The sequence below is a fragment of the Cryobacterium fucosi genome, assembly GCF_004403515.1.
In the GTDB taxonomy this organism is placed as follows: domain Bacteria; phylum Actinomycetota; class Actinomycetes; order Actinomycetales; family Microbacteriaceae; genus Cryobacterium; species Cryobacterium fucosi.
In genome coordinates this window covers 37580-56031 of record NZ_SOHH01000053.1, presented here as the reverse complement: position 1 = coordinate 56031, position 18452 = coordinate 37580, and the positions used below count along the sequence as shown (strand labels likewise).

Here is an 18452-nt window from a genome sequence, read left to right as displayed (position 1 = left end):
TCGCGTGTGCGACACCGGCCTCACGACGAAAACGAGGAGACGGATGATCCAGGCACAGTCCCTGACCAAACGCTACGGAAGCAAGACGGCGGTCGACGCGGTCGACTTCACCGTGCAGCCGGGCAAGGTGACCGGCCTGCTGGGCCCGAACGGAGCCGGCAAGAGCACCACCATGCGCATGATCGTGGGGCTGGACCAGCCGAGCGCCGGTTCGGTCACCGTGAACGGCAAGCCGTACCGCGAACACGCCGCGCCGCTGCGCGAGGTAGGAGTGCTGCTCGACGCGAAGGCCGTGCACACCGGCCGCTCGGCCCGCAACCACCTCCTGGCCATGGCCGCCACCCACGGCATCCCCGCCGGCCGGGTGGACGAGGTGATCGAACTCACCGGGCTCGCCTCCGTCGCCCGCAAGCGCGTCGGCGGCTTCTCCCTCGGGATGGGGCAGCGTCTCGGCATCGCCGCGGCCCTGCTCGGCGACCCGGCCGTGCTCATCCTCGACGAGCCGGTGAACGGCCTCGACCCGGAGGGGGTGCAGTGGGTGCGTCGCCTGATGCGCCATCTCGCCGCCGAGGGGCGCACCGTGCTCCTCTCCTCCCATCTGATGAGCGAAATGGCGCTCACCGCCGACCACCTGATCATGCTCGGCCGGGGACGCGTCATAGCGGATGCCCCGGTCGCCGACATCATCGGCGGCGCCGGGAGCAACACGGTGCGGGTGCGCAGCCCGCAGGCCACCCGCCTGGCCACCCTGCTCGCCCAGCCCGACGTCACCGTCACGGCCGGCGAGCAGGACACCCTCGAGGTGACCGGCATCTCCGCCGTGGAGATCGGCGAACAGGCCGCCGGCGCCGGGATCGTGCTGCACGAACTCACCGGCATCGGCGCGTCGCTCGAGGACGCCTACATGGCCCTCACCCAAAACGAGGTGGAGTACCGCACGGGCGGCTCCGCGGAACTGCAGGAGGCAGCACGATGACCACGACCACACTGCCCACTGCCTCCGAGGCGGCGCCGGCCGCGACACCGTCCGGCGCCGGGAAGGACGCGGCGGCCATCCGGCTGAGTGCGGCAGGCCTCATCCGTTCGGAGTGGATCAAACTGCGCAGCGTGCGTTCGACCGTCTGGTCGTACGCGCTGCTCGTGGCGTTCTCGCTCGGGCTGGCCGCGATCATGTCCGGCTCGCTCGATCTGCAGGGCGCCGACGTCTCGATGGTGCCGGCCGCGAACCAGGCCATTTTCGTGGCCCAGGCCTCGACCTTCGGGGTGTTCTTCGGGCAGCTGATCGTCGCGGTCCTCGGTGTGCTGACCATCAGCGGCGAGTACTCCACCGGCATGATCCGGTCCACTCTGGCCGCCGTGCCGAACCGGCTGCCCGCGCTCTGGGCCAAGGCCGCCGTGCTGTTCGTGGCGACGTTCCTGGTCGGCCTGGTCAGCACCGTCGGCTCCTACCTGGTCTCCTCGGCCGTGCTCTCCGGCAAGGGGTTGCACGCCAGCCTGTTCGATCCGGCCGTGCTCTTCCCCGTGCTCGGCGGGGCCCTCTACCTGGGCCTGATCGCGGTCTTCGCCCTCGGAATCGGGACGATCGTGCGCAGCGGCGCCGGCGGCATCGCCGTCGTCCTCGGCATCGTGCTGCTCGTGCCGATAGTGCTGCAGATGATCCCCGCCGCCTGGGCGACCTCGCTGTTGCCCTACCTGGTCTCCAACGCCGGCATCAACATGTTCGGGCTGATGTCGTTCAGCCAGGTGCCGATCGAATGGTGGGTCGACCTGCTCGTCGTTCTCGGCTGGCTCGCGGCCGGCCTGGCCGGCGCAGCGGTGCTGCTGAAGCGGCGGGACGCGTAGAGTCCACAGGATGACAAACGCGCAGCTCACCCCCGGACGGCCTTCCCGGCCTGCCGGGGGTGAACTGCGCCTGCCGACACCACCCGGCGTCGCCCGGCGGTTCTGGGCACGGCATCCGTGGCTGGCCGATTCGCTCGTCGCCGCCGTGTACTTCGTGCCGATGGCGATCACCGTCCTGATCGACCTGACGGCGCCCGGCGGCCCGGCCCGGCCCTCCGTCGTCGTCGTGACCGCTGTCGTGACCTTCGTGCTCACAGCCGCGTTACTCTTCCGCCGGCACGCCCCGCTGCTCGTGCTCGGGGTCGCGTGCGCCGGGCTGCTCGCGTCGTTCCCGAGCCAGGGGCAGGGTGACACGGTGCCCGTCCTGATCGCGCTGTACGCGGTGGCGGTCTACCGCGGCGTGCGGAGCGCCTGGGTCGGGCTGATCGCCGCCGTCGGCGTCGCGGCGCTCGGCGCGTACCTCGCCGACGGCGCCACCTATGCGGCCTGGCCCAGCGTGGCCGGCCAGTACGCGATCCTCATGCTCGCGTCAACCCTCCTCGGCGTCACGATCGGCGACCGCAAGCGCTACGTCGCGGCCCTGGTCGACCTGGCCGCCCAGCTCGCCAGAGAGCGCGACCAGCAGGCCCAGCTGGCCCGGATCACCGAACGGGGGCGGATCGCCCGGGAGATGCATGACATCGTCGCGCACAGCCTCTCGGTCATGGTCGCGCTCGCCGACGGCGCCGACGCGCTGCTGGACAAGGACCCGGTGCGGTCCAGGGCCGCGATGCGCGAGGTCGCGGCCACCGGCCGGAGTTCGATGACCGAGATGCGCCGCCTGCTCGGGGTGCTGGCCGAAGACCCGGCAGACCCGGAAAACCCGGCTGATCACGACGGCCCGAACGGCCCAGGCTCAGACGACACGGCGTCAGCGGATGCGCCCCTGAACCCCCAGCCAGGAGCCGACCAGCTGGTCGACCTGGTCGACTCGTTCCGTTCAGCCGGGCTCCCGGCCCGCCTGGAAATCAGTGGTCGGATCCCGGCCAACTCCGGCCTGCAGCTCACGCTCTATCGGATCGTGCAGGAGTCCCTGACCAATGCTCTGCGCTACGCCGCCGAACCCACACTCGTCTCGGTGCGCCTGGCGTCGGCGCCCGGCCGGGTCGAGGTCGTCGTCGCCGACAACGGCCGGCGCCGGGTCGAGGGCCCGGCCCAGCGACCCGGCCGGGGCCTGATCGGGCTGCGCGAGCGCGCCGCGCTCTACGGTGGAACGCTGGAGGCCGGGGTGATGATCCCCGGCGGTGGGTGGCAGGTGCGGGCCGTGATGGACGTGGACGAACCGGAGACAGACAAATGACGCAGACCCGGATCATGCTGGTCGACGACCAGGCCCTGCTGCGCACCGGTTTCCGGATGGTTCTCGAGGCCGAGGACGACTTCACGGTCGTGGCCGAGGCGGGCGGCGGCGCGGAGGCGATCGCCCTCGCAGCCAGCGTGCGGCCCGACGTCATCCTGATGGACGTGCGGATGCCCGGGATCGACGGCATCGAGGCCACCCGGCAGATCACCGCGGCCCGCCCGGAGAGCAGGATCATCATCCTCACCACCTTCGACCTCGACGAGTACGCCTTCGGCGGCCTGCGCGCGGGCGCGCGCGGGTTCCTCCTCAAGGACGCGCAGCCGAACGAGCTGACGGCGGCCATCCGCGCGGTCGCCTCCGGCGACGCATCGGTCTCCTCCCGGGTGACCCGGCGCATGCTCGAGCTGTTCGGCTCGAAACTGCCGGCCGCGGACGACGACGACGCCTCCCGTCTGGGCGCGCTCACCGAGCGGGAACGCGAGGTGTTCCTGGCGATCGCGGAGGGACTGTCGAACCCCGAGCTGGCCGAACGGTTCTTCCTCTCCGAGTCGACCGTGAAGACCCACGTCGGGCGCATCCTGGCGAAGCTGGGGCTGCGCGATCGAGTGCACGTCGTCATTCTCGCCTACCGGCTCGGCCTCGTCGGCCGCTGAGGCCGCGCCCGGTTCCGCACGGCGCGCTCGCGCCGGCGGGCGCGGGCTGCCGATCCAGGCGCGGCGACGGGGCGGATGCGGCGCCGACGAACCCGGCACCGCGGTTTCGCTCCGACCCGGTGCGGCCAATAGGCTCGGGGAATGCGCACCTTCTACCCAGAGATCGAACCCTACGAAACCGGAATGCTCGAGGTCGGTGACGGACAGGCCGTCTACTGGGAGGCATCCGGCAACCCGGAAGGCAAGCCGGCGGTGTACCTGCACGGGGGGCCGGGCGGCGGCTCGAGCCCGAAGCAGCGGCGGGTGTTCGACCCCGAGAAGTACCGCATCGTGCTGTTCGACCAGCGCGGCTGCGGCCGGAGCACGCCGCATGCGAGCGAAGCGGATGCCGACCTCGCCACGAACACCACCTGGCACCTCGTCGCCGACATCGAGAAACTGCGTGAACACCTCGGCATCGACCGATGGCTGGTCTGCGGCGGCTCGTGGGGCAGCGCCCTCGCCCTCGCCTACGCCGAGACCCACCCCGACCGGGTCACCGAGCTCGTGCTGCGCGGAATCTTCACCCTGCGACCGGTCGAACTCGACTGGTTTTACGAGGGCGGCGCCGCCGCGATCTACCCTGACCTCTGGGAGGACTTCATCGCGCCAGTGCCGGTCGACAAGCGGGGACGCCTGATCGAGGCCTACGGCCGGCTACTGCACGACCCGGACCAGGCCGCGCGGGAACGCGCCGGAGTCGCCTGGTCAACCTGGGAATCGTCCACGATCACCCTGCTCCAGCAGCCCGAGACGATCGCCCGGTTCACGGAACCGTCCTTCGCCGTCGCGTTCGCCCGGATCGAGAACCACTACTTCACCAACCGGGGCTGGTTCGAGCCGAACCAGCTGATTCGCGACGCCGACCGGCTGAAAGACATCCCGGGCGTCATCGTGCAGGGCCGGTACGACATGTGCACCCCGGCCTTCACCGCGTGGGAGCTGCACCAGGCCTGGCCGGAGGCGGACTTCCGCCTGATCCCGGACGCCGGCCACTCGTTCGACGAACCCGGAAACCTTGACGCGATCATCGAGGCGACAGACCGCTTCGCAGGGTAACTTCTCCTCATGACGTTCAACGACAACGCGAACATCGGCGGCGGCCGGGTCAGCAAGCGGGGCCGGAACACGGGGATCGCCGTGGGCGGCGGCGGGCTGGGCGTGATCGCCCTGTTTCTGCTCTCCCAGTTTCTCGGCGTCGACCTGTCCGGCCTCGCCGGCGGCGGCCAGCCTGCCGCCGAGTCGGGAAGCGTCTCCAACCTTGCTGAGTGCACGACCGGCGCGCAGGCGAACGCCGACGTGGAATGCCGGATGAAGGGGGCCGCCGCCTCTCTCGACACCTACTGGGCCGAGGAACTTCCCCGGCTCGGGGTCGACTACCAGCAGCCGCAGCCGGTCGCCCTGTTCACCGACAGCACCGGGACCGGCTGTGGCGCCGCATCCGCCGCCACCGGCCCGTTCTACTGCCCGTCGGATGCGACCATCTACCTCGACACCGCATTCTTCGACGACCTGCGCACCCGGTTCGGCTCCTCAGGCGGGCCGCTCGCCGAAATGTACGTGATCGCCCACGAGTGGGGGCACCACGTGCAGAACCTGACCGGCGTGCTGGCCCAGTCGCAGGACGGCCAGACCGGGGCCGCCTCCAACTCGGTGCGAGTCGAGCTTCAGGCCGACTGTTTCGCCGGCGCCTGGACCGGCGCGGCCACCACGATCACGGACGAAAACGGGGTCACCTTCCTCAAACCGATCACCCAGGCTCAGATCCGGGATGCCTTGAGCGCGGCCTCCGCCGTCGGGGACGACCGCATCCAGGCGGCGACCCAGGGCCAGGTGAACCCCGAGGGCTGGACCCACGGCTCCAGTGAGCAGCGCCAGCGCTGGTTCGGCACCGGCTTCGAACAGGGCGCAGGGGCCTGCGACACCTTCGCCCCCGGGGACGCCGAGCTCTAGGACCGTTCGGAGGGTTGGCCGCTGAGTCGGCGTGCTCCGCCGCGCCTGTTGCCCCCGATTCACCCCCGAACGGGGGTCTGCGGGCATCCCTGACCTATGGCATTGTCTTTTCTGTGAGCGGATCTCACCTCCCCGTCGGCACTTACCCTCCGTCGGTTTCCGCGAACACCTGCTGGATCGGCATCCACTTCGCCTAGCTACCCCGACGGAGTCCAGCAACGGCGGTCGTTACCCGAACGGCCACAGCCACCCGGGATGTCTGGGAGCACGTGTGTCGACCTTGAAAAGTGGTTTTTTCCACGAAATGCTGGCGCCCCGAACGCCGGCCGAACGGCGGAGTCGCTTCACCGCTGGCGCAATGATGATGGCCGTGGTCCTCGTCTCCGCGGTCTTTCCCGGTTCGTCGCCGGCGATGGCCGCAATTGGATGCGGCGCTGCCGCCAATCCCATCGTCTGCGAGAACGCGCTGCCCGGCACCAGTCCCACAGTGTGGGACATCGCCGGGTCGGGCGATTCGACGATCCAGGGATTCTCGACCGACATCAGTGTGAACGTCGGCACGAGGGTCGATTTCAAGGTGCTCACCCCGGCGCGCGCCTACACGGTCGACATCTATCGGACCGGCTGGTACCAGGGGCTTGGCGCGCGTAAGGTCGCCACCGTCAGCCCGTCTGTTGCGCTGCCCCAGACCCAGCCCGCCTGCATGGAGGACGGTCCGACCGGACTGTACGACTGCGGCAACTGGGCGGTGTCCGCATCGTGGCCGGTCCCGGCCGACGCGGTTTCCGGAGTCTACGTGGCCTTGCTCACCCGCACCGACACCGGCGGGCAGAGCCACATCACCTTCGTCGTGCGCAATTCGGCCAGCCGCTCCGCCGTGCTGTTCCAGACCTCCGACACGACCTGGCAGGCATACAACACCTACGGCGGCTCAAGCCTGTACCAGGGCGGCGCTGTCGGCCGAGCCTACAAGGTCAGCTACAACCGCCCGTTCGCCACGCGCGGCGGCGTCACCGCCCGCGACTTCTACTTCAGCGCCGAATACCCGCTGGTGCGATTCATGGAGAGGAACGGCTACGACGTGTCCTACTTCAGTGACGTCGACACCGACCGATTCGGCTCGGCGCTGCTCAACCACAAGATCTTCCTCTCGGTCGGGCACGACGAGTATTGGTCGGGCGCGCAGCGGGCCAACATCGAGGCCGCGCGGGATGCCGGGGTGAACCTGCAGTTCCTCACCGGCAACGAGGCCTACTGGCGGATCCGATACGAACCGTCGGCCGTCGGCGCCGTGGCCTATCGCACTCTGGTCAGCTACAAGGAAACCAGGTCCTCCGCCAAGATCGACCCGTCGCCGCAGTGGACCGGAACCTGGCGCGACCCCCGGTTCGCGTCCCAGGCCAACGGGGCCGGCCTCCCGGAGAACGCCGTGAGCGGCACGCTCTACCAGTCGAACTTCACCGACTTGCCGGTGACCGTGTCGGCAGCGGAGGGCAAGACCCGCCTGTGGCGCAACACCAGTCTGACGTCACTCGCCGCCGGAACGACCGCCGCGCTCGCCCCGCACACGGTCGGCTACGAATCCAATGAAGACCTCGACAACGGATTCCGGCCCGCCGGCCAGATCAGGCTGTCGACCACCGTGGGCGCCTCGCCCGAATATCTCCAGGACTTCGGCAACACCGTCGCCGCGGGCACAACGACGCACCACCTGACGATGTACCGGGCCGACAGCGGCGCTCTCGTGTTCTCCGCGGGCAGCATCCAGTGGACCTGGGGGCTCGACCAGACCCACGATGGCGCGGGTGCGCCGGCGGACCTGCGGATGCAGCAGGCGCAGGTCAACCTGCTCGCCGACATGGGCGCGCAGCCGGCCACCCTTTCCAGCGGCCTCATCGCGACGACCGCGAGCACGGACACGACGGCGCCCACGGTCACCGTGACCTCGCCGGCAGCCGGATCCTCCGTGCCCAATGGGGCCTCCGTGACCGTGTCCGGCACGGCCGCGGATGCCGGCGGTGGTGTCGTCGCCGGAGTCGAGGTCTCGACCGACGCCGGTGTCAGCTGGCACCCGGCGACCGGCACCACGGCCTGGTCGTACACCTACCTCCAGCGCGGTGTCGGCGCGCAGAGCATCCGGGTGCGCGCGATTGACGACAGCCTGAACCGGCCGGCCACTCCGGTGATCGTCGGGATCACGAGCACCGGGCCGTACTCCGTCTTCGGAGCCCAGATTCCTTCCCTGCCGGATTCCGGCGATGCGTCGGCGGTTGAGCTGGGGCTGCGCTTCACACCGACCCAGAACGGTTTCATCACCGGGGTGCGCTTCTACAAGAGCCTGGCGAACACCGGAACCCACACGGGGTCCCTGTGGAGTTCGACCGGCGTGCGCCTGGCAACGGTGACCTTCGGGAACGAGAGTGCCTCCGGGTGGCAGACGGCGACCTTCGCGTCGGCGGTGCGGGTGACCACCGGTACAACCTACACGGTGTCCTACTCGGCGCCGAAGGGCCGCTATGCGGCGGCGACGTACTACTGGTCCTACCGTGGAGTCACCAGTGCTCCACTCGGCGTCGCCGGCGGATTCGGCACCGCGCCCGCCGGCGTGTACAGCACCAACGGGTCATTCCCCGTCGACAGCTACCGGCAGGGCAACTACTTCGTCGACGCCATCTTCGACCCCACCGACAACTCACCGCTGGTTGCCACCGGCCAGGCGCCGTTGCCCGGCTCGTCCAGCGTGCCGACGAACACCACCATCAGCGCGGTGCTCTCCAAGGACCCCGACCCGGCTTCGATCAGCTTCACGCTCGTCGATCAGCTGGGCGCAGCCGTGGCCGGCAGCACAAGCTACGCCGCCGCCACCCGAACGGCCACCTTCGCGCCGTCGACCGCTCTCAACGGGTTCGTCACCTACTCCGTCACCCTGAAGGCCAAGGACACCACTGGGCTGTCACTGGCATCCGGCGGAGCCTGGGCGTTCACGACCGTGCGCCCACCTGCGGCCGATGGCATCTGCCCGTGCGGCCTCTTCGATGACGCCACGGTTCCGACGCTCCTGCAGGTTTCCGACAACGCCATGCTGACCCTCGGCGTCCGCTTCTCGAGCACCGTCGCCGGCACGATTTCAGGCGTTCGGTTCTACAAGAGCGCGGGCAACACCGGCACTCACACCGGGACGCTCTGGACCGCCGGAGGAACCCAGCTGGCAACGGCAACGTTCGCAAACGAATCCACCTCCGGTTGGCAGACCGTGAACTTCGGCACCCCGGTGGCCATCACACCGGGCACCGACTACATCGCTTCCTACCGCAGTCCGCTTGGAACGTATTCGGCATCGCCCGGGGTCTTCAGCGGGTCGGGCATCACCAAGGGCCCGCTCAGCGCCGGCGCCAATACCGGTTCGTACGTCTACGCGGATGCCTTCCCGTCCTCGCGGTCCTCGACCAGCTACCTCGTCGACGTCATCTTCAATCGCACCCCTGACCCGATCACGGTAGTCAGCCTGACGCCGGCCGCCGGAGCGCTGGACGTGGCACCGGGTACGGTGATCGCCGCCCAGCTTTCCACTGCGGTCAAGCCCGGGTATTCCCTGACCGCGACGAGCGCCGGTGCGCCGATAGCGGGATCGACCGCCCTGTCCGGTGACGGCACGACGATCACGCTCACCCCGACCCAGGCACTCCCGAACGGAGCGACGGTGAACGTCAGCCTGAGCAACGTGGTCTCGACCCTGGGGGTCACGCTCGCCAACCAGGCCTGGTCATTCACTATCGCTGCGGCGGCAGGACAAACCACCTCGTACAGTCTGTTCGGCAGCGACATACCCACCTCGCTCTCTGCCACCGGCGACACCTCCGCCGTGGAACTGGGTGTCTCCTTCACTCCGTCGCAGGCCGGCACGGTGTCCGCGATCCGGTTCTTCAAGGGGGCCGGCAACAATGGCACTCACACCGGGTCGGTATGGTCGTCGGCGGGCGTGCGATTGGCGACCGTGACCTTCGCCAATGAAACGGCCAGCGGATGGCAGACCGCGCAGCTCAGCACCCCGCTCGCCCTGTCCGCCGGCCAGAGCTACATCGTGTCCTATCTGGCTCCGCAGGGACGATATTCCTCCACCCCGGCGTACTTCAGCCAGGCCAAGACCAGCGGTCCGCTCACGGCGCCGGCGAGCGGAAACGGCCGGTACCTGTACGGCGCTGCCGGCGGGTTCCCCAGCTACTCCTGGAACGCCACCAACTACTTCGTCGATCTGGTGTACGCGGTGACTCCGCCTCCCCCGCCGCCGCCACCTCTCCCCGGGGTGTCGATCTTCTCCTCGACGAGTACGCCGGCACAACTGTCCTGGGCTGACCCCACGTCGGTTCAGTTGGGCGTGCGGTTCATGGCGTCGACAACCGGAACCATCACCGGCATCCGCTACTTCAGAGGCCCGACCGACACGGGCGCCCACCAGGGTACATTGTGGTCCGCAACGGGGGCGGTGCTGGCAACGGGCACCTTCGCCTCGGCGACCGCGAGCGGATGGCAGGACCTCTCCTTTGCGACTCCGGTCCCCATCCAGGCCGGGGTGGAGTACCGGGCGAGTTACTACGCGACATCCGGGACCTATGCGATCGACCTCAGCGGACTTGCCGCGTCGGTCACGAACGGTTCGCTCTCCACGATCGCAAACGGTGGCGCCTACAGCTACTCGACCGGGTTCCCGGCCCAGGTCGTCGGCCACAACTACTGGGTTGACGTGCGCTTCGTGCCCACCCCGTAGACAATCCCGTCCTGAGCGCTCGACGTACCTACCGACAGCACCGGAACCACACAATCCGATTGGGGGGCAAGGATGGACGCCAAGCTGAGGATCGCCGTCATCGGAGCGGGCTACTGGGGTCCCAACCTCGCACGGAACTTCCGGAACAGCACGGACTGGGACCTGGTGGCGATCTGCGACATCGACCAGGTTCGCGCCCAGAAGCTGGCCGACTCGGTCGGTGGCGTCCGCGCGGTCAGCTCACTCAATGACCTCCTGTCTTCCGAAGACGTCGACGCCGTCGCTATTGCGACGCCCGCGCGGAGCCATCACGGCATCACCCGTGCCGCCCTGAACGCCGGCAAACATGTGATGGTCGAGAAGCCTCTCGCGGACACCGGGATACGCGGACGCGACATGGTTCGCGCGGCTGCGGAACGCGGCCTGGTCCTGATGACAGACCACACCTATTGCTACACGCCGGCGGTCCTGAAGATTCGAGAGCTGATCGCGGAGGGTGCCCTCGGTGAGATCCTGTTCATCGACTCGGTGCGTATCAATCTCGGCCTCATTCAACCCGACGTCGACGTTTTCTGGGATCTCGCGCCCCACGACCTGTCCATCGTCGACTTCATCCTCCCCGGGGGGCTCCGACCGCTCAGCGTCTCGGCCAACGGTGCGGATCCCCTGGGTTCCGGGAAGTCCTGCATCGGCTATCTCGTTCTGCCGCTGCCCAACGGAGCAATCGCCCACGTGCACGTCAACTGGTTGAGTCCGACGAAGATCCGCCAGATGATCGTCGGAGGAACCAGGCGAACCCTGGTCTGGGACGACCTCAACCCGCAGCAGCGACTCAGCGTCTATGACCGCGGCGTCGATTTGGAACTGCAGGCACTCGACGGTGCCGAGCGAAAGGCGGCCACGATCTCGTATCGGCTCGGCGACACCTGGTCGCCCGCATTGCCGGAACGGGAGGCCCTGGGGGCCATGGCGGTCGAGTTCGCGGAGAGCATCCGCGAGGGGCGTCCGCCGCGCACCGACGGCGAGGCGGGGCTGCGTGTACTGTCCGTCCTGGAAGCGGCGAGCGTGAGTCTGGCGGCCAACGGGGCCGCGGTGATGATGAGCGTAGATCGCGTGCCGGTCGGGGAGTTCTGATGACGATGCTGAGTGGGGCACGGGTTCTGGTGACCGGCGGCGCGGGAACGATCGGATCGACGATCGTCGACCAGCTTCTCGGCGCCGGGGTCGCGCAGGTGACGGTCCTCGACAACCTCGTGCGGGGGCGCGAGGCGAATCTCGCCGATGCCTTCGAGACCGGGCGGGTGGAACTCGTCAGGGGCGACATCCGGGATCGGGATGTCGTGGGCGCCGTGACACGTGGGATGGACATCGTCTTCCATCAGGCCGCGATCAGGATCACCCAGTGCGCCGAGGATCCGCGGCTGGCCCTCGAGGTGCTCGCCGACGGGACATTCAACGTGATCGAGGCCGCCGTGGCGAGCAGGGTCGGCAAGCTGGTTGCCGCATCGAGCGCATCCGTCTACGGCCTTGCCGAGTCGTTCCCCACCTCCGAGGTCCACCACCACCACAACAACGACACGTTCTACGGTGCCGCCAAGTCGTTCAATGAGGGCATGCTGCGCAGCTTCCGCGCGATGAACGGGCTTGACTACGTGGCCCTTCGCTACTTCAACGTGTACGGGCCGCGCATGGATGTGCACGGCCTCTATACCGAGGTGCTGGTGCGCTGGATGGAGCGCATAGCCGATGGGAAGCCGCCGCTCATCTTCGGCGACGGACTGCAGACCATGGACTTCATCTTCACCACGGACATTGCCAGGGCGAACCTTCTGGCTGCCGCAAGCGATCAAACGGAGGGCGTCTACAACGTGGCCAGCGGAACCGAGACCTCCCTTCTGGGGCTGGCCGAGGCGCTGTTGGCAGTGATGGGCTCCGACCTTTCGGTTGAGCATGGGCCGGACCGTGAGGTGAACGGAGTGGTGCGACGCCTGGCCGACACTGGCGCCGCACGCGAGGAGCTGGGCTTTGAGGCGCGGGTCGGATTGCACGAGGGCTTGCGGCAGCTCGTCGACTGGTGGCAGCCGCAGCGCGACGAGATCGCTGCCGGGCGCGTGAGCGTGGCATCATGAGCCGCATCAATGTGATGAAGCCGTGGATGGGCTCGGAGGAGATACTCGCGCTCAGCGAGGTGATCATGTCAGGGTGGGTGGCCCAGGGGCCGAAGGTGGCCCAGTTCGAGCGCGAGTTCGCATCGGCGATGCAGGCCGAGCACGCCGTCGCGACCTCGAATTGCACAACCGCACTGCACCTGGCGCTGATTGTTGCGGGAGTCGCGGTCGGCGACGAGGTGATCGTTCCGTCATTCTCTTTTATTGCCACGGCGAACGCGCCGACGTACGTCGGCGCGCGACCGATCTTCATCGACGTCGACCCCGTCACCGGTTGCGTCACGGCAGACGGCGTGGCAGCCGCCGTCACCGAGCGCACGCGCGCTGTGATCGTCGTTGATCAAGGCGGCGTTCCGGTGGACCTCGACTCGATTCGAGCCGTGTGCGATCCGCTGGGCATCGTGGTGATCGAAGACGCCGCGTGTGGTGCCGGATCCACCTACGGTGCCCGCCCCGTTGGGGCGGGCGCCGTGCTCGCCGCGTGGTCCTTCCATCCGCGCAAGCTGTTGACCACGGGGGAGGGCGGCATGCTGACGACCTCGAATGCGGAGTGGGCGGAGCGTGCCGGACGACTGCGGGAACACGCCATGAGCGTGTCGGCGAGTGACCGGCAGGCGAGCGTGCTCGCGCCGGCCGAGGAGTATCTGGAGATCGGATTCAACTATCGGATGACCGACATGCAGGCGGCCGTTGGGATCGTGCAACTGGGTCGTCTGCCGGAGATGGTGCGCAAACGGCGTGAGATCGCCGACCGGTACACCGCGGCACTGGCCGGGATCGACGGGCTGCGCCCGGTGAGCGACCCCCGCTGGGGCACCACGAACTACCAGTCCTACTGGGTCGAGGTCGGCGAGGAATACCCGGTCGACCGGGAGGCGCTGCTGCTGCAACTGGCCGAAGCCGGAGTCTCGGCTCGCCGCGGCATAATGTCCGCGCACCTGCAGCCGGCGTACGCCGGAAGCCCGTCGCTGCGCGTCCCGCTGCCGGTGTCCGAGCACCTCACCAGCACCACGCTGATCCTGCCGCTGTATCACCAGCTGGAAGCGGCACAACAGGCCATCGTGATCGCCGCGTTGCTCACCCCGATCACGGTGGTCAGACATGGTTGACGTACTGCTGGTTGCGGCGAGCGGCCTGGCCAGGGAGGCGCTGTCGGTGCTGCGGCGCTCGGGCGAGCACACCGCGATCGGCTTCCTCGACGACGACGCGACCATGTGGGGCAAGAACCTCGACGGGCTGCCGATCCTAGGCGGAATAGGCCAGGTGACCGAGTACCCGCGGGCGAGTCTGTTGATCTGCGCGGGACGCGGGGTCGTGCGGGCTGCGATCGCGGCCCGACTCGCAGAGAACGGCCGCACCAAGGATGCCTACATCAGCGTGATCGACCCCAGTGTGGTGGTGCCGGTGGATTGCGCCGTGGGGGCGGGCAGCATCCTGCTCGCAGGCGTCGTGCTGACCACGAACGTGGAACTCGGCCGGCACGTGGTCGTGATGCCGAACGTCACGCTCACGCATGACGACCTCGTCGAGTCATTCGCCACGCTGTGCGCAGGTGTAGCGCTCGGAGGTCATGCGTGGATCGGGGAGGGCGCGTACCTGGGCATGAACGCCAGCGTGCGAGAGGGAATCCGAGTCGGGAGGCGCGCGATGCTGGGGATGGGAGCAGTGCTCACGCAGGATTTACCGCCCGAAGAAACCTGGGTCGGCGTTCCGGCTCGTCCCCTTGAAGCGGTGCCGGCATGAAGGTCCCGTTCCTCGATCTTGCCGCCCAACAGGCGGAGATCGCCGATGAGGTGCTCCCCACCTGGCAAGCGCAGTTCACGTCCGCCGCGTTCATCGGAGGACCCGAGGTTGCAGCATTCGAGCGGGAGTACGCCGCATACATCGGCGTCGAGCACTGCGTCGGCGTGGCGAACGGCACCGACGCCGTCGAGCTTGCGCTACGAGCAGTCGGCATCCGCCCCGGCGACGAGATCATCATCCCCGTCAACACGTTCATCGCGACGGCCGAGGCCGCGACGCGCATCGGCGCGGTACCGGTCTTCGTCGACGTGGACGAAGAGTTCCTGCTCATCGACCCGGCCGCCGTCGAGGCGGCGATCACCGCGCGCACCCGGGCGATCGTTCCCGTTCATCTCTACGGTCAGACCGCGCCGATGGATACGCTCGGCACGATAGCCGAGCGGCACGGGCTGGCGATCGTGGAAGACGCCGCGCAGTCGCAGGGAGCGTCATCGACCGTCGGCCGAGCCGGCTCGCTCGGCCGCGTGGCCGCGACGAGCTTCTACCCTGGCAAGAACCTCGGAGCAGCCGGTGACGCCGGCGCAGTGCTCACCGACGACCCGCTCGTCGCGGATTTCGTGCGCAACCTCGGTGCCCACGGCAGTTCCGTGAAGTACGTGCACGACCGGGCGGGCGTGAACTCGCGTCTCGACGCCGTGCAAGCCGCGGTGCTCCGGGCGAAATTGCGCCGCCTTGACGGGTGGAACGCGGCGCGGCGCGTCGCCGCCGCCCGGTACGCCGAGATGCTCGCCGACGTGCTCGGCGTGCGCGTGCCGACCACGCGACCCGGGAACGAAGACGTCTGGCATCTCTACGTCGTGCAGGTCGCCGACCGCGACCGGGTGTTCGCGGAGCTCGGCGTCGCGGGCATCGGCGCAGCCATCCACTACCCGACGCCGTTGCACCTCACGGCCGCGTACGCAGGCCTCGGCTACCAGGGAGGACAGTTCCCTGTCGCTGAAGCGGCTGCCGGCCGCATCCTCTCGCTGCCGATGTTCCCGCACCTCACGGCCGACCACCAGGCAGCGGTCGGCGCCGCGCTCGCCGCAGCCATGACCACGGGCGGAACCGAGCGATGACCGAGGATTCGCCGCTCACGGTGCTGGTGCATCTGAACTCCCTTCAGCTGGGCGGAACACAGATCAACGCGGTCGATCTCGCTGCCCAGATGCGCGGTCGAGGCGTCGAGTCGATCCTGTTGGGCGCACGTGACACCATTCCGGAGGGCCCGTCACTGATCGACATAGCGGCGGCGCGTGATCTGGAGATCCGTCTGTACGATCCCGCGCCGACCATCTTCGCCCGCGCGCGCCAGGTCGCCGCCTTCGCCCGAGCGCACCAGGTCGATCTCGTGCATGTCTACGGATCATGGGGCGGGGGTGCGCGACCCACCTACTGGGGACCCTCCCGGTTCGCACGAACGCCGTGGGTGCAGACAGTGTACGAAATGAGCGTGTCGGCCAAGATCTACAGGCACATGCCGATGATCGTCGGAACGGGCTATCAGCGCGATGAACAGCATGATCGTCCGGGTCGCACCATCCTCATCAGTCCGCCTGTCGATTTGATCGAGAATCACCCGGCTGCGCACGACCGCGTGCAGTTTCGCAGTGCGAATCACATCGGTGACGGCCCGCTCCTGGTCATCGTGAGCCGACTCGACGCAAGCATGAAGTCCGTCCCCGCCCGCGCAGCCATCGACGCGATGCGCGTGCTCGCCCCGGCTGGGGCGACCCTCGCGATCGTCGGGACAGGCGACAACGTGGCGGCGACCCAGTCCAGAGCGGATGCCGTCAATGACGAGGTTGGCAGGGACGCCGTCCGGCTGATCGGGCCGATGGCCGACCCGCGACCCGCATACGCTGCGGCCGACATCGTACTCGGGATGGGGGGCTCGGCCGCACGGTCCCTGGCATTCGCGAAACCGCTTGTCGTGCAAGGCGAGGCCGGCTGGTCGTTGCTGTTCGAACCGTCCTCCGCCGAGACCCTCGCGCGATCCAGTTTCTGGAGCCCTGACGTGGTACCGGACCCGGCGGCGCGGCTTGCTGCGACGATCGCCCCCCTTCTCGCTGACGCCGAACGGCGCGCCGAACTCGGGATTTTCGGCCGGGCTTTCGCCGAGGAGCGGTTTGCCCTCACCGCGATGGCCGACAGACTTGTCGACTTCTACCGGACCGTGCAGGGCGAGTACACGAGCCGGGACTGGCTCGCCGATCTCCCGCTCGAAGGTCGAACGCTCTCCGCGAAGGTCGCCCGCATCGCTCGACACGCGCTCCGTCTCGCGCCGACCCCGGAGGGGGTGCGTGATGGATGGTGAGCGGAAGGGGGACACCCGCCCCGAACTCTTCACCGACGTACCCGAGATCGACGTTGTGCGGAGCGTCGAGCCGTCGATTGACCCACTGCCCACGATCGACGTCGGCCGCAGCGCTGCCGAGGGAGTCGTCTGGTTGACGGTTCAGAAGTGGGCGATCCGAGTGCTCAGCTTCGTGACGATCGCGGTGCTCACCCGACTGCTCACGCCCGCGGATTTCGGCACCGTGGCGGCAGCCTCGACGGTCCTGCCGTTCTTCTACCTGCTCGCCGATCTCGGATTCGCGGCGTACATCGTTCAGGTGGAGAAGACCGACCGGCGAATGCTGAGCACCGCGTTCTGGTTTTCGATGACGGCGGGGATCCTGCTCTGCGGATGCCTGTTCGTCCTTTCACCGCTGCTCGGCGCGATCTTCGCGGCATCCGGCGTAATACCCGTCCTGCAGGTGCTTTCGCTCTGGGTCGTCGTCACCGCGATCGGCTCCGTCCCGACGGCTCTGCTGCGCCGCGACATGCGCTTTGCGACGATCGCGGCACAGGGCGCCACGGCCGCCATGGTCGCCCAGATCGCCGCGATCATCATGGCATTCTCCGGCCTCGGCGTCTGGGCCCTCGTTGCACAGTCGCTCGTGGCCGCCGTCCTCTCGACCGCGCTGGCGTGGTGGACGGTCACCTGGCATCCGACCTGGGCGTTCTCTCGAGTGGACTTCGTGCGGATGGCGCGCTTCGGCGGACAAGTGCTGGGTGTTGAATTCGTTGCGATGCTCCGTGCGTGGGGTGAGGCTGCCGTCATCTCGGCGACCCTCGGCCTGACTGCACTCGGATACATGAGCATCGCGCAGCGCCTCGTGCAGATCGTGCAGGACCTGACGGGGAGCGCGATCGTACCCGTCACGAACGTCGCCTTCGCCAAGATCCGTGACTCGGCTGCGCGATTGCGCGGTGCGTATGGGCGGGCGCTCACAGTCACCTACGCCGCACTGTCGCTGCCGCTCACCATCGTCGCCGTCGCGGCGCCGCTCATGATCCCCATCGTCTTCGGCAACGGGTGGGAGCAGAGCTATCAGGTTGCGCAGGTCCTCGCCCTCGCCGGTACGCTATCGGTCGGTGCATGGCTTGATCATGGCTTGTTTTATGGACTGGGCAGACCTGGCGCATGGTTCGTGTACGCCCTGGTCATCGACGTCCTGACATTCGCCACCACCGTGTTCACGGTGCGTTTTGGACTCGTCGCCGTCGCCGTCGGATTTCTTTGCGTCGCGACCGCCGCGACAATCGTCCGCTGGTTCCTCGTCGCACGTGCTCTCCACACGACGCCGCGCGTGATCGCAGGGCCGTTCGTATATCTGGTCACCGTCATCGGATGCATGGGAGCGGCTGGGTGGGGCGGCAGGCTCTGGACCGCGCCGCTTCCCCCCTGGCTTGCGCTCGTTCTGATCGTGCTCATGATGCTCACGGTGCACGTCGGAATCACACTGCTCATGGCCCGGCCTGCCATCCGTGAAGCGCTCAGGATCGTGAGCAGGTTCGGGATCGGCTCTCGTCTTCCCTTTCTCGCGCGGATGCGAGAGCAGTCATGACCGCCGCGAGCAGGC

The 18452-nt window shown here is 68.4% G+C and carries 14 protein-coding genes; all 14 read left to right on the top strand.

Annotated elements, in window-relative coordinates; all coding sequences use genetic code 11:
* Positions 1-43 precede the first annotated feature (43 nt).
* Positions 44-976 (top strand): ABC transporter ATP-binding protein, encoded by a 933-nt coding sequence (locus E3T48_RS05835; protein ID WP_134522886.1) that lies wholly within the window; start codon positions 44-46, stop codon positions 974-976.
* Entirely contained in the window at positions 973-1842 is an 870-nt protein-coding gene (locus E3T48_RS05830) for an ABC transporter permease (protein WP_134522885.1), read from the top strand. The genes E3T48_RS05835 and E3T48_RS05830 overlap by 4 nt, the downstream gene beginning before the upstream one ends.
* A 10-nt stretch (positions 1843-1852) precedes the next feature.
* Positions 1853-3181 (top strand): sensor histidine kinase, encoded by a 1329-nt coding sequence (locus tag E3T48_RS05825; RefSeq protein ID WP_134522884.1) that lies wholly within the window; start codon positions 1853-1855, stop codon positions 3179-3181.
* On the top strand, positions 3178-3837 hold the full coding sequence (locus tag E3T48_RS05820; protein ID WP_134522883.1) for a response regulator: 660 nt from the start codon (positions 3178-3180) through the stop codon (positions 3835-3837). The genes E3T48_RS05825 and E3T48_RS05820 overlap by 4 nt, the downstream gene beginning before the upstream one ends.
* A gap of 141 nt (positions 3838-3978) precedes the next feature.
* Positions 3979-4935 carry a prolyl aminopeptidase gene (gene pip / locus E3T48_RS05815; RefSeq protein WP_134522882.1) on the top strand — a complete coding sequence of 319 codons (957 nt, stop codon included), beginning with the start codon at positions 3979-3981 and terminating at the stop codon, positions 4933-4935.
* A 9-nt stretch (positions 4936-4944) separates the two neighbouring features.
* Positions 4945-5829, top strand: coding sequence for a KPN_02809 family neutral zinc metallopeptidase (ypfJ, locus tag E3T48_RS05810; RefSeq protein ID WP_134522881.1), 885 nt, complete (start codon positions 4945-4947; stop codon positions 5827-5829).
* A gap of 358 nt (positions 5830-6187) precedes the next feature.
* The gene (locus E3T48_RS05805; RefSeq protein ID WP_134522880.1) at positions 6188-10594 is read left to right on the top strand and encodes a DUF4082 domain-containing protein; all 4407 of its coding nucleotides are present in this window, start codon (positions 6188-6190) and stop codon (positions 10592-10594) included.
* 72 nt (positions 10595-10666) lie between these two features.
* Positions 10667-11728, top strand: a complete 1062-nt coding sequence (locus E3T48_RS05800) for a Gfo/Idh/MocA family protein (RefSeq protein ID WP_134522879.1) — start codon at positions 10667-10669, stop codon at positions 11726-11728.
* Positions 11728-12723, top strand: a complete 996-nt coding sequence (locus E3T48_RS05795) for an NAD-dependent epimerase/dehydratase family protein (protein WP_134522878.1) — start codon at positions 11728-11730, stop codon at positions 12721-12723. The genes E3T48_RS05800 and E3T48_RS05795 overlap by 1 nt, the downstream gene beginning before the upstream one ends.
* Positions 12720-13871, top strand: a complete 1152-nt coding sequence (locus E3T48_RS05790) for a DegT/DnrJ/EryC1/StrS family aminotransferase (protein ID WP_134522877.1) — start codon at positions 12720-12722, stop codon at positions 13869-13871. Before E3T48_RS05795 ends, E3T48_RS05790 begins: the two co-directional genes overlap by 4 nt.
* A complete protein-coding gene (locus E3T48_RS05785; RefSeq protein ID WP_134522876.1) occupies positions 13864-14505 on the top strand; it encodes a NeuD/PglB/VioB family sugar acetyltransferase in 642 nt (213 codons plus the stop codon). The genes E3T48_RS05790 and E3T48_RS05785 overlap by 8 nt, the downstream gene beginning before the upstream one ends.
* Positions 14502-15623 carry a DegT/DnrJ/EryC1/StrS family aminotransferase gene (locus tag E3T48_RS05780; RefSeq protein ID WP_134522875.1) on the top strand — a complete coding sequence of 374 codons (1122 nt, stop codon included), beginning with the start codon at positions 14502-14504 and terminating at the stop codon, positions 15621-15623. Before E3T48_RS05785 ends, E3T48_RS05780 begins: the two co-directional genes overlap by 4 nt.
* Positions 15620-16861, top strand: coding sequence for a glycosyltransferase family protein (locus E3T48_RS05775; protein ID WP_134522874.1), 1242 nt, complete (start codon positions 15620-15622; stop codon positions 16859-16861). The genes E3T48_RS05780 and E3T48_RS05775 overlap by 4 nt, the downstream gene beginning before the upstream one ends.
* A complete protein-coding gene (locus E3T48_RS05770; RefSeq protein ID WP_134522873.1) occupies positions 16851-18437 on the top strand; it encodes a lipopolysaccharide biosynthesis protein in 1587 nt (528 codons plus the stop codon). Before E3T48_RS05775 ends, E3T48_RS05770 begins: the two co-directional genes overlap by 11 nt.
* The last annotated feature ends 15 nt before the right edge of the window (positions 18438-18452 follow it).

Bases quoted from the DNA above. Each gene is read 5' to 3' on its own strand.
- E3T48_RS05825 (WP_134522884.1), top strand. From the start codon at position 1,853: ATGACAAACGCGCAGCTCACCCCCGGACGGCCTTCCCGGCCTGCCGGG.
- E3T48_RS05805 (WP_134522880.1), top strand. From the start codon at position 6,188: ATGATGATGGCCGTGGTCCTCGTCTCCGCGGTCTTTCCCGGTTCGTCG.
- ypfJ (WP_134522881.1), top strand. From the start codon at position 4,945: ATGACGTTCAACGACAACGCGAACATCGGCGGCGGCCGGGTCAGCAAG.
- E3T48_RS05775 (WP_134522874.1), top strand. From the start codon at position 15,620: ATGACCGAGGATTCGCCGCTCACGGTGCTGGTGCATCTGAACTCCCTT.
- E3T48_RS05820 (WP_134522883.1), top strand. From the start codon at position 3,178: ATGACGCAGACCCGGATCATGCTGGTCGACGACCAGGCCCTGCTGCGC.
- E3T48_RS05785 (WP_134522876.1), top strand. From the start codon at position 13,864: ATGGTTGACGTACTGCTGGTTGCGGCGAGCGGCCTGGCCAGGGAGGCG.
- pip (WP_134522882.1), top strand. From the start codon at position 3,979: ATGCGCACCTTCTACCCAGAGATCGAACCCTACGAAACCGGAATGCTC.
- E3T48_RS05800 (WP_134522879.1), top strand. From the start codon at position 10,667: ATGGACGCCAAGCTGAGGATCGCCGTCATCGGAGCGGGCTACTGGGGT.
- E3T48_RS05835 (WP_134522886.1), top strand. From the start codon at position 44: ATGATCCAGGCACAGTCCCTGACCAAACGCTACGGAAGCAAGACGGCG.
- E3T48_RS05790 (WP_134522877.1), top strand. From the start codon at position 12,720: ATGAGCCGCATCAATGTGATGAAGCCGTGGATGGGCTCGGAGGAGATA.
- E3T48_RS05795 (WP_134522878.1), top strand. From the start codon at position 11,728: ATGACGATGCTGAGTGGGGCACGGGTTCTGGTGACCGGCGGCGCGGGA.
- E3T48_RS05780 (WP_134522875.1), top strand. From the start codon at position 14,502: ATGAAGGTCCCGTTCCTCGATCTTGCCGCCCAACAGGCGGAGATCGCC.
- E3T48_RS05770 (WP_134522873.1), top strand. From the start codon at position 16,851: ATGGATGGTGAGCGGAAGGGGGACACCCGCCCCGAACTCTTCACCGAC.
- E3T48_RS05830 (WP_134522885.1), top strand. From the start codon at position 973: ATGACCACGACCACACTGCCCACTGCCTCCGAGGCGGCGCCGGCCGCG.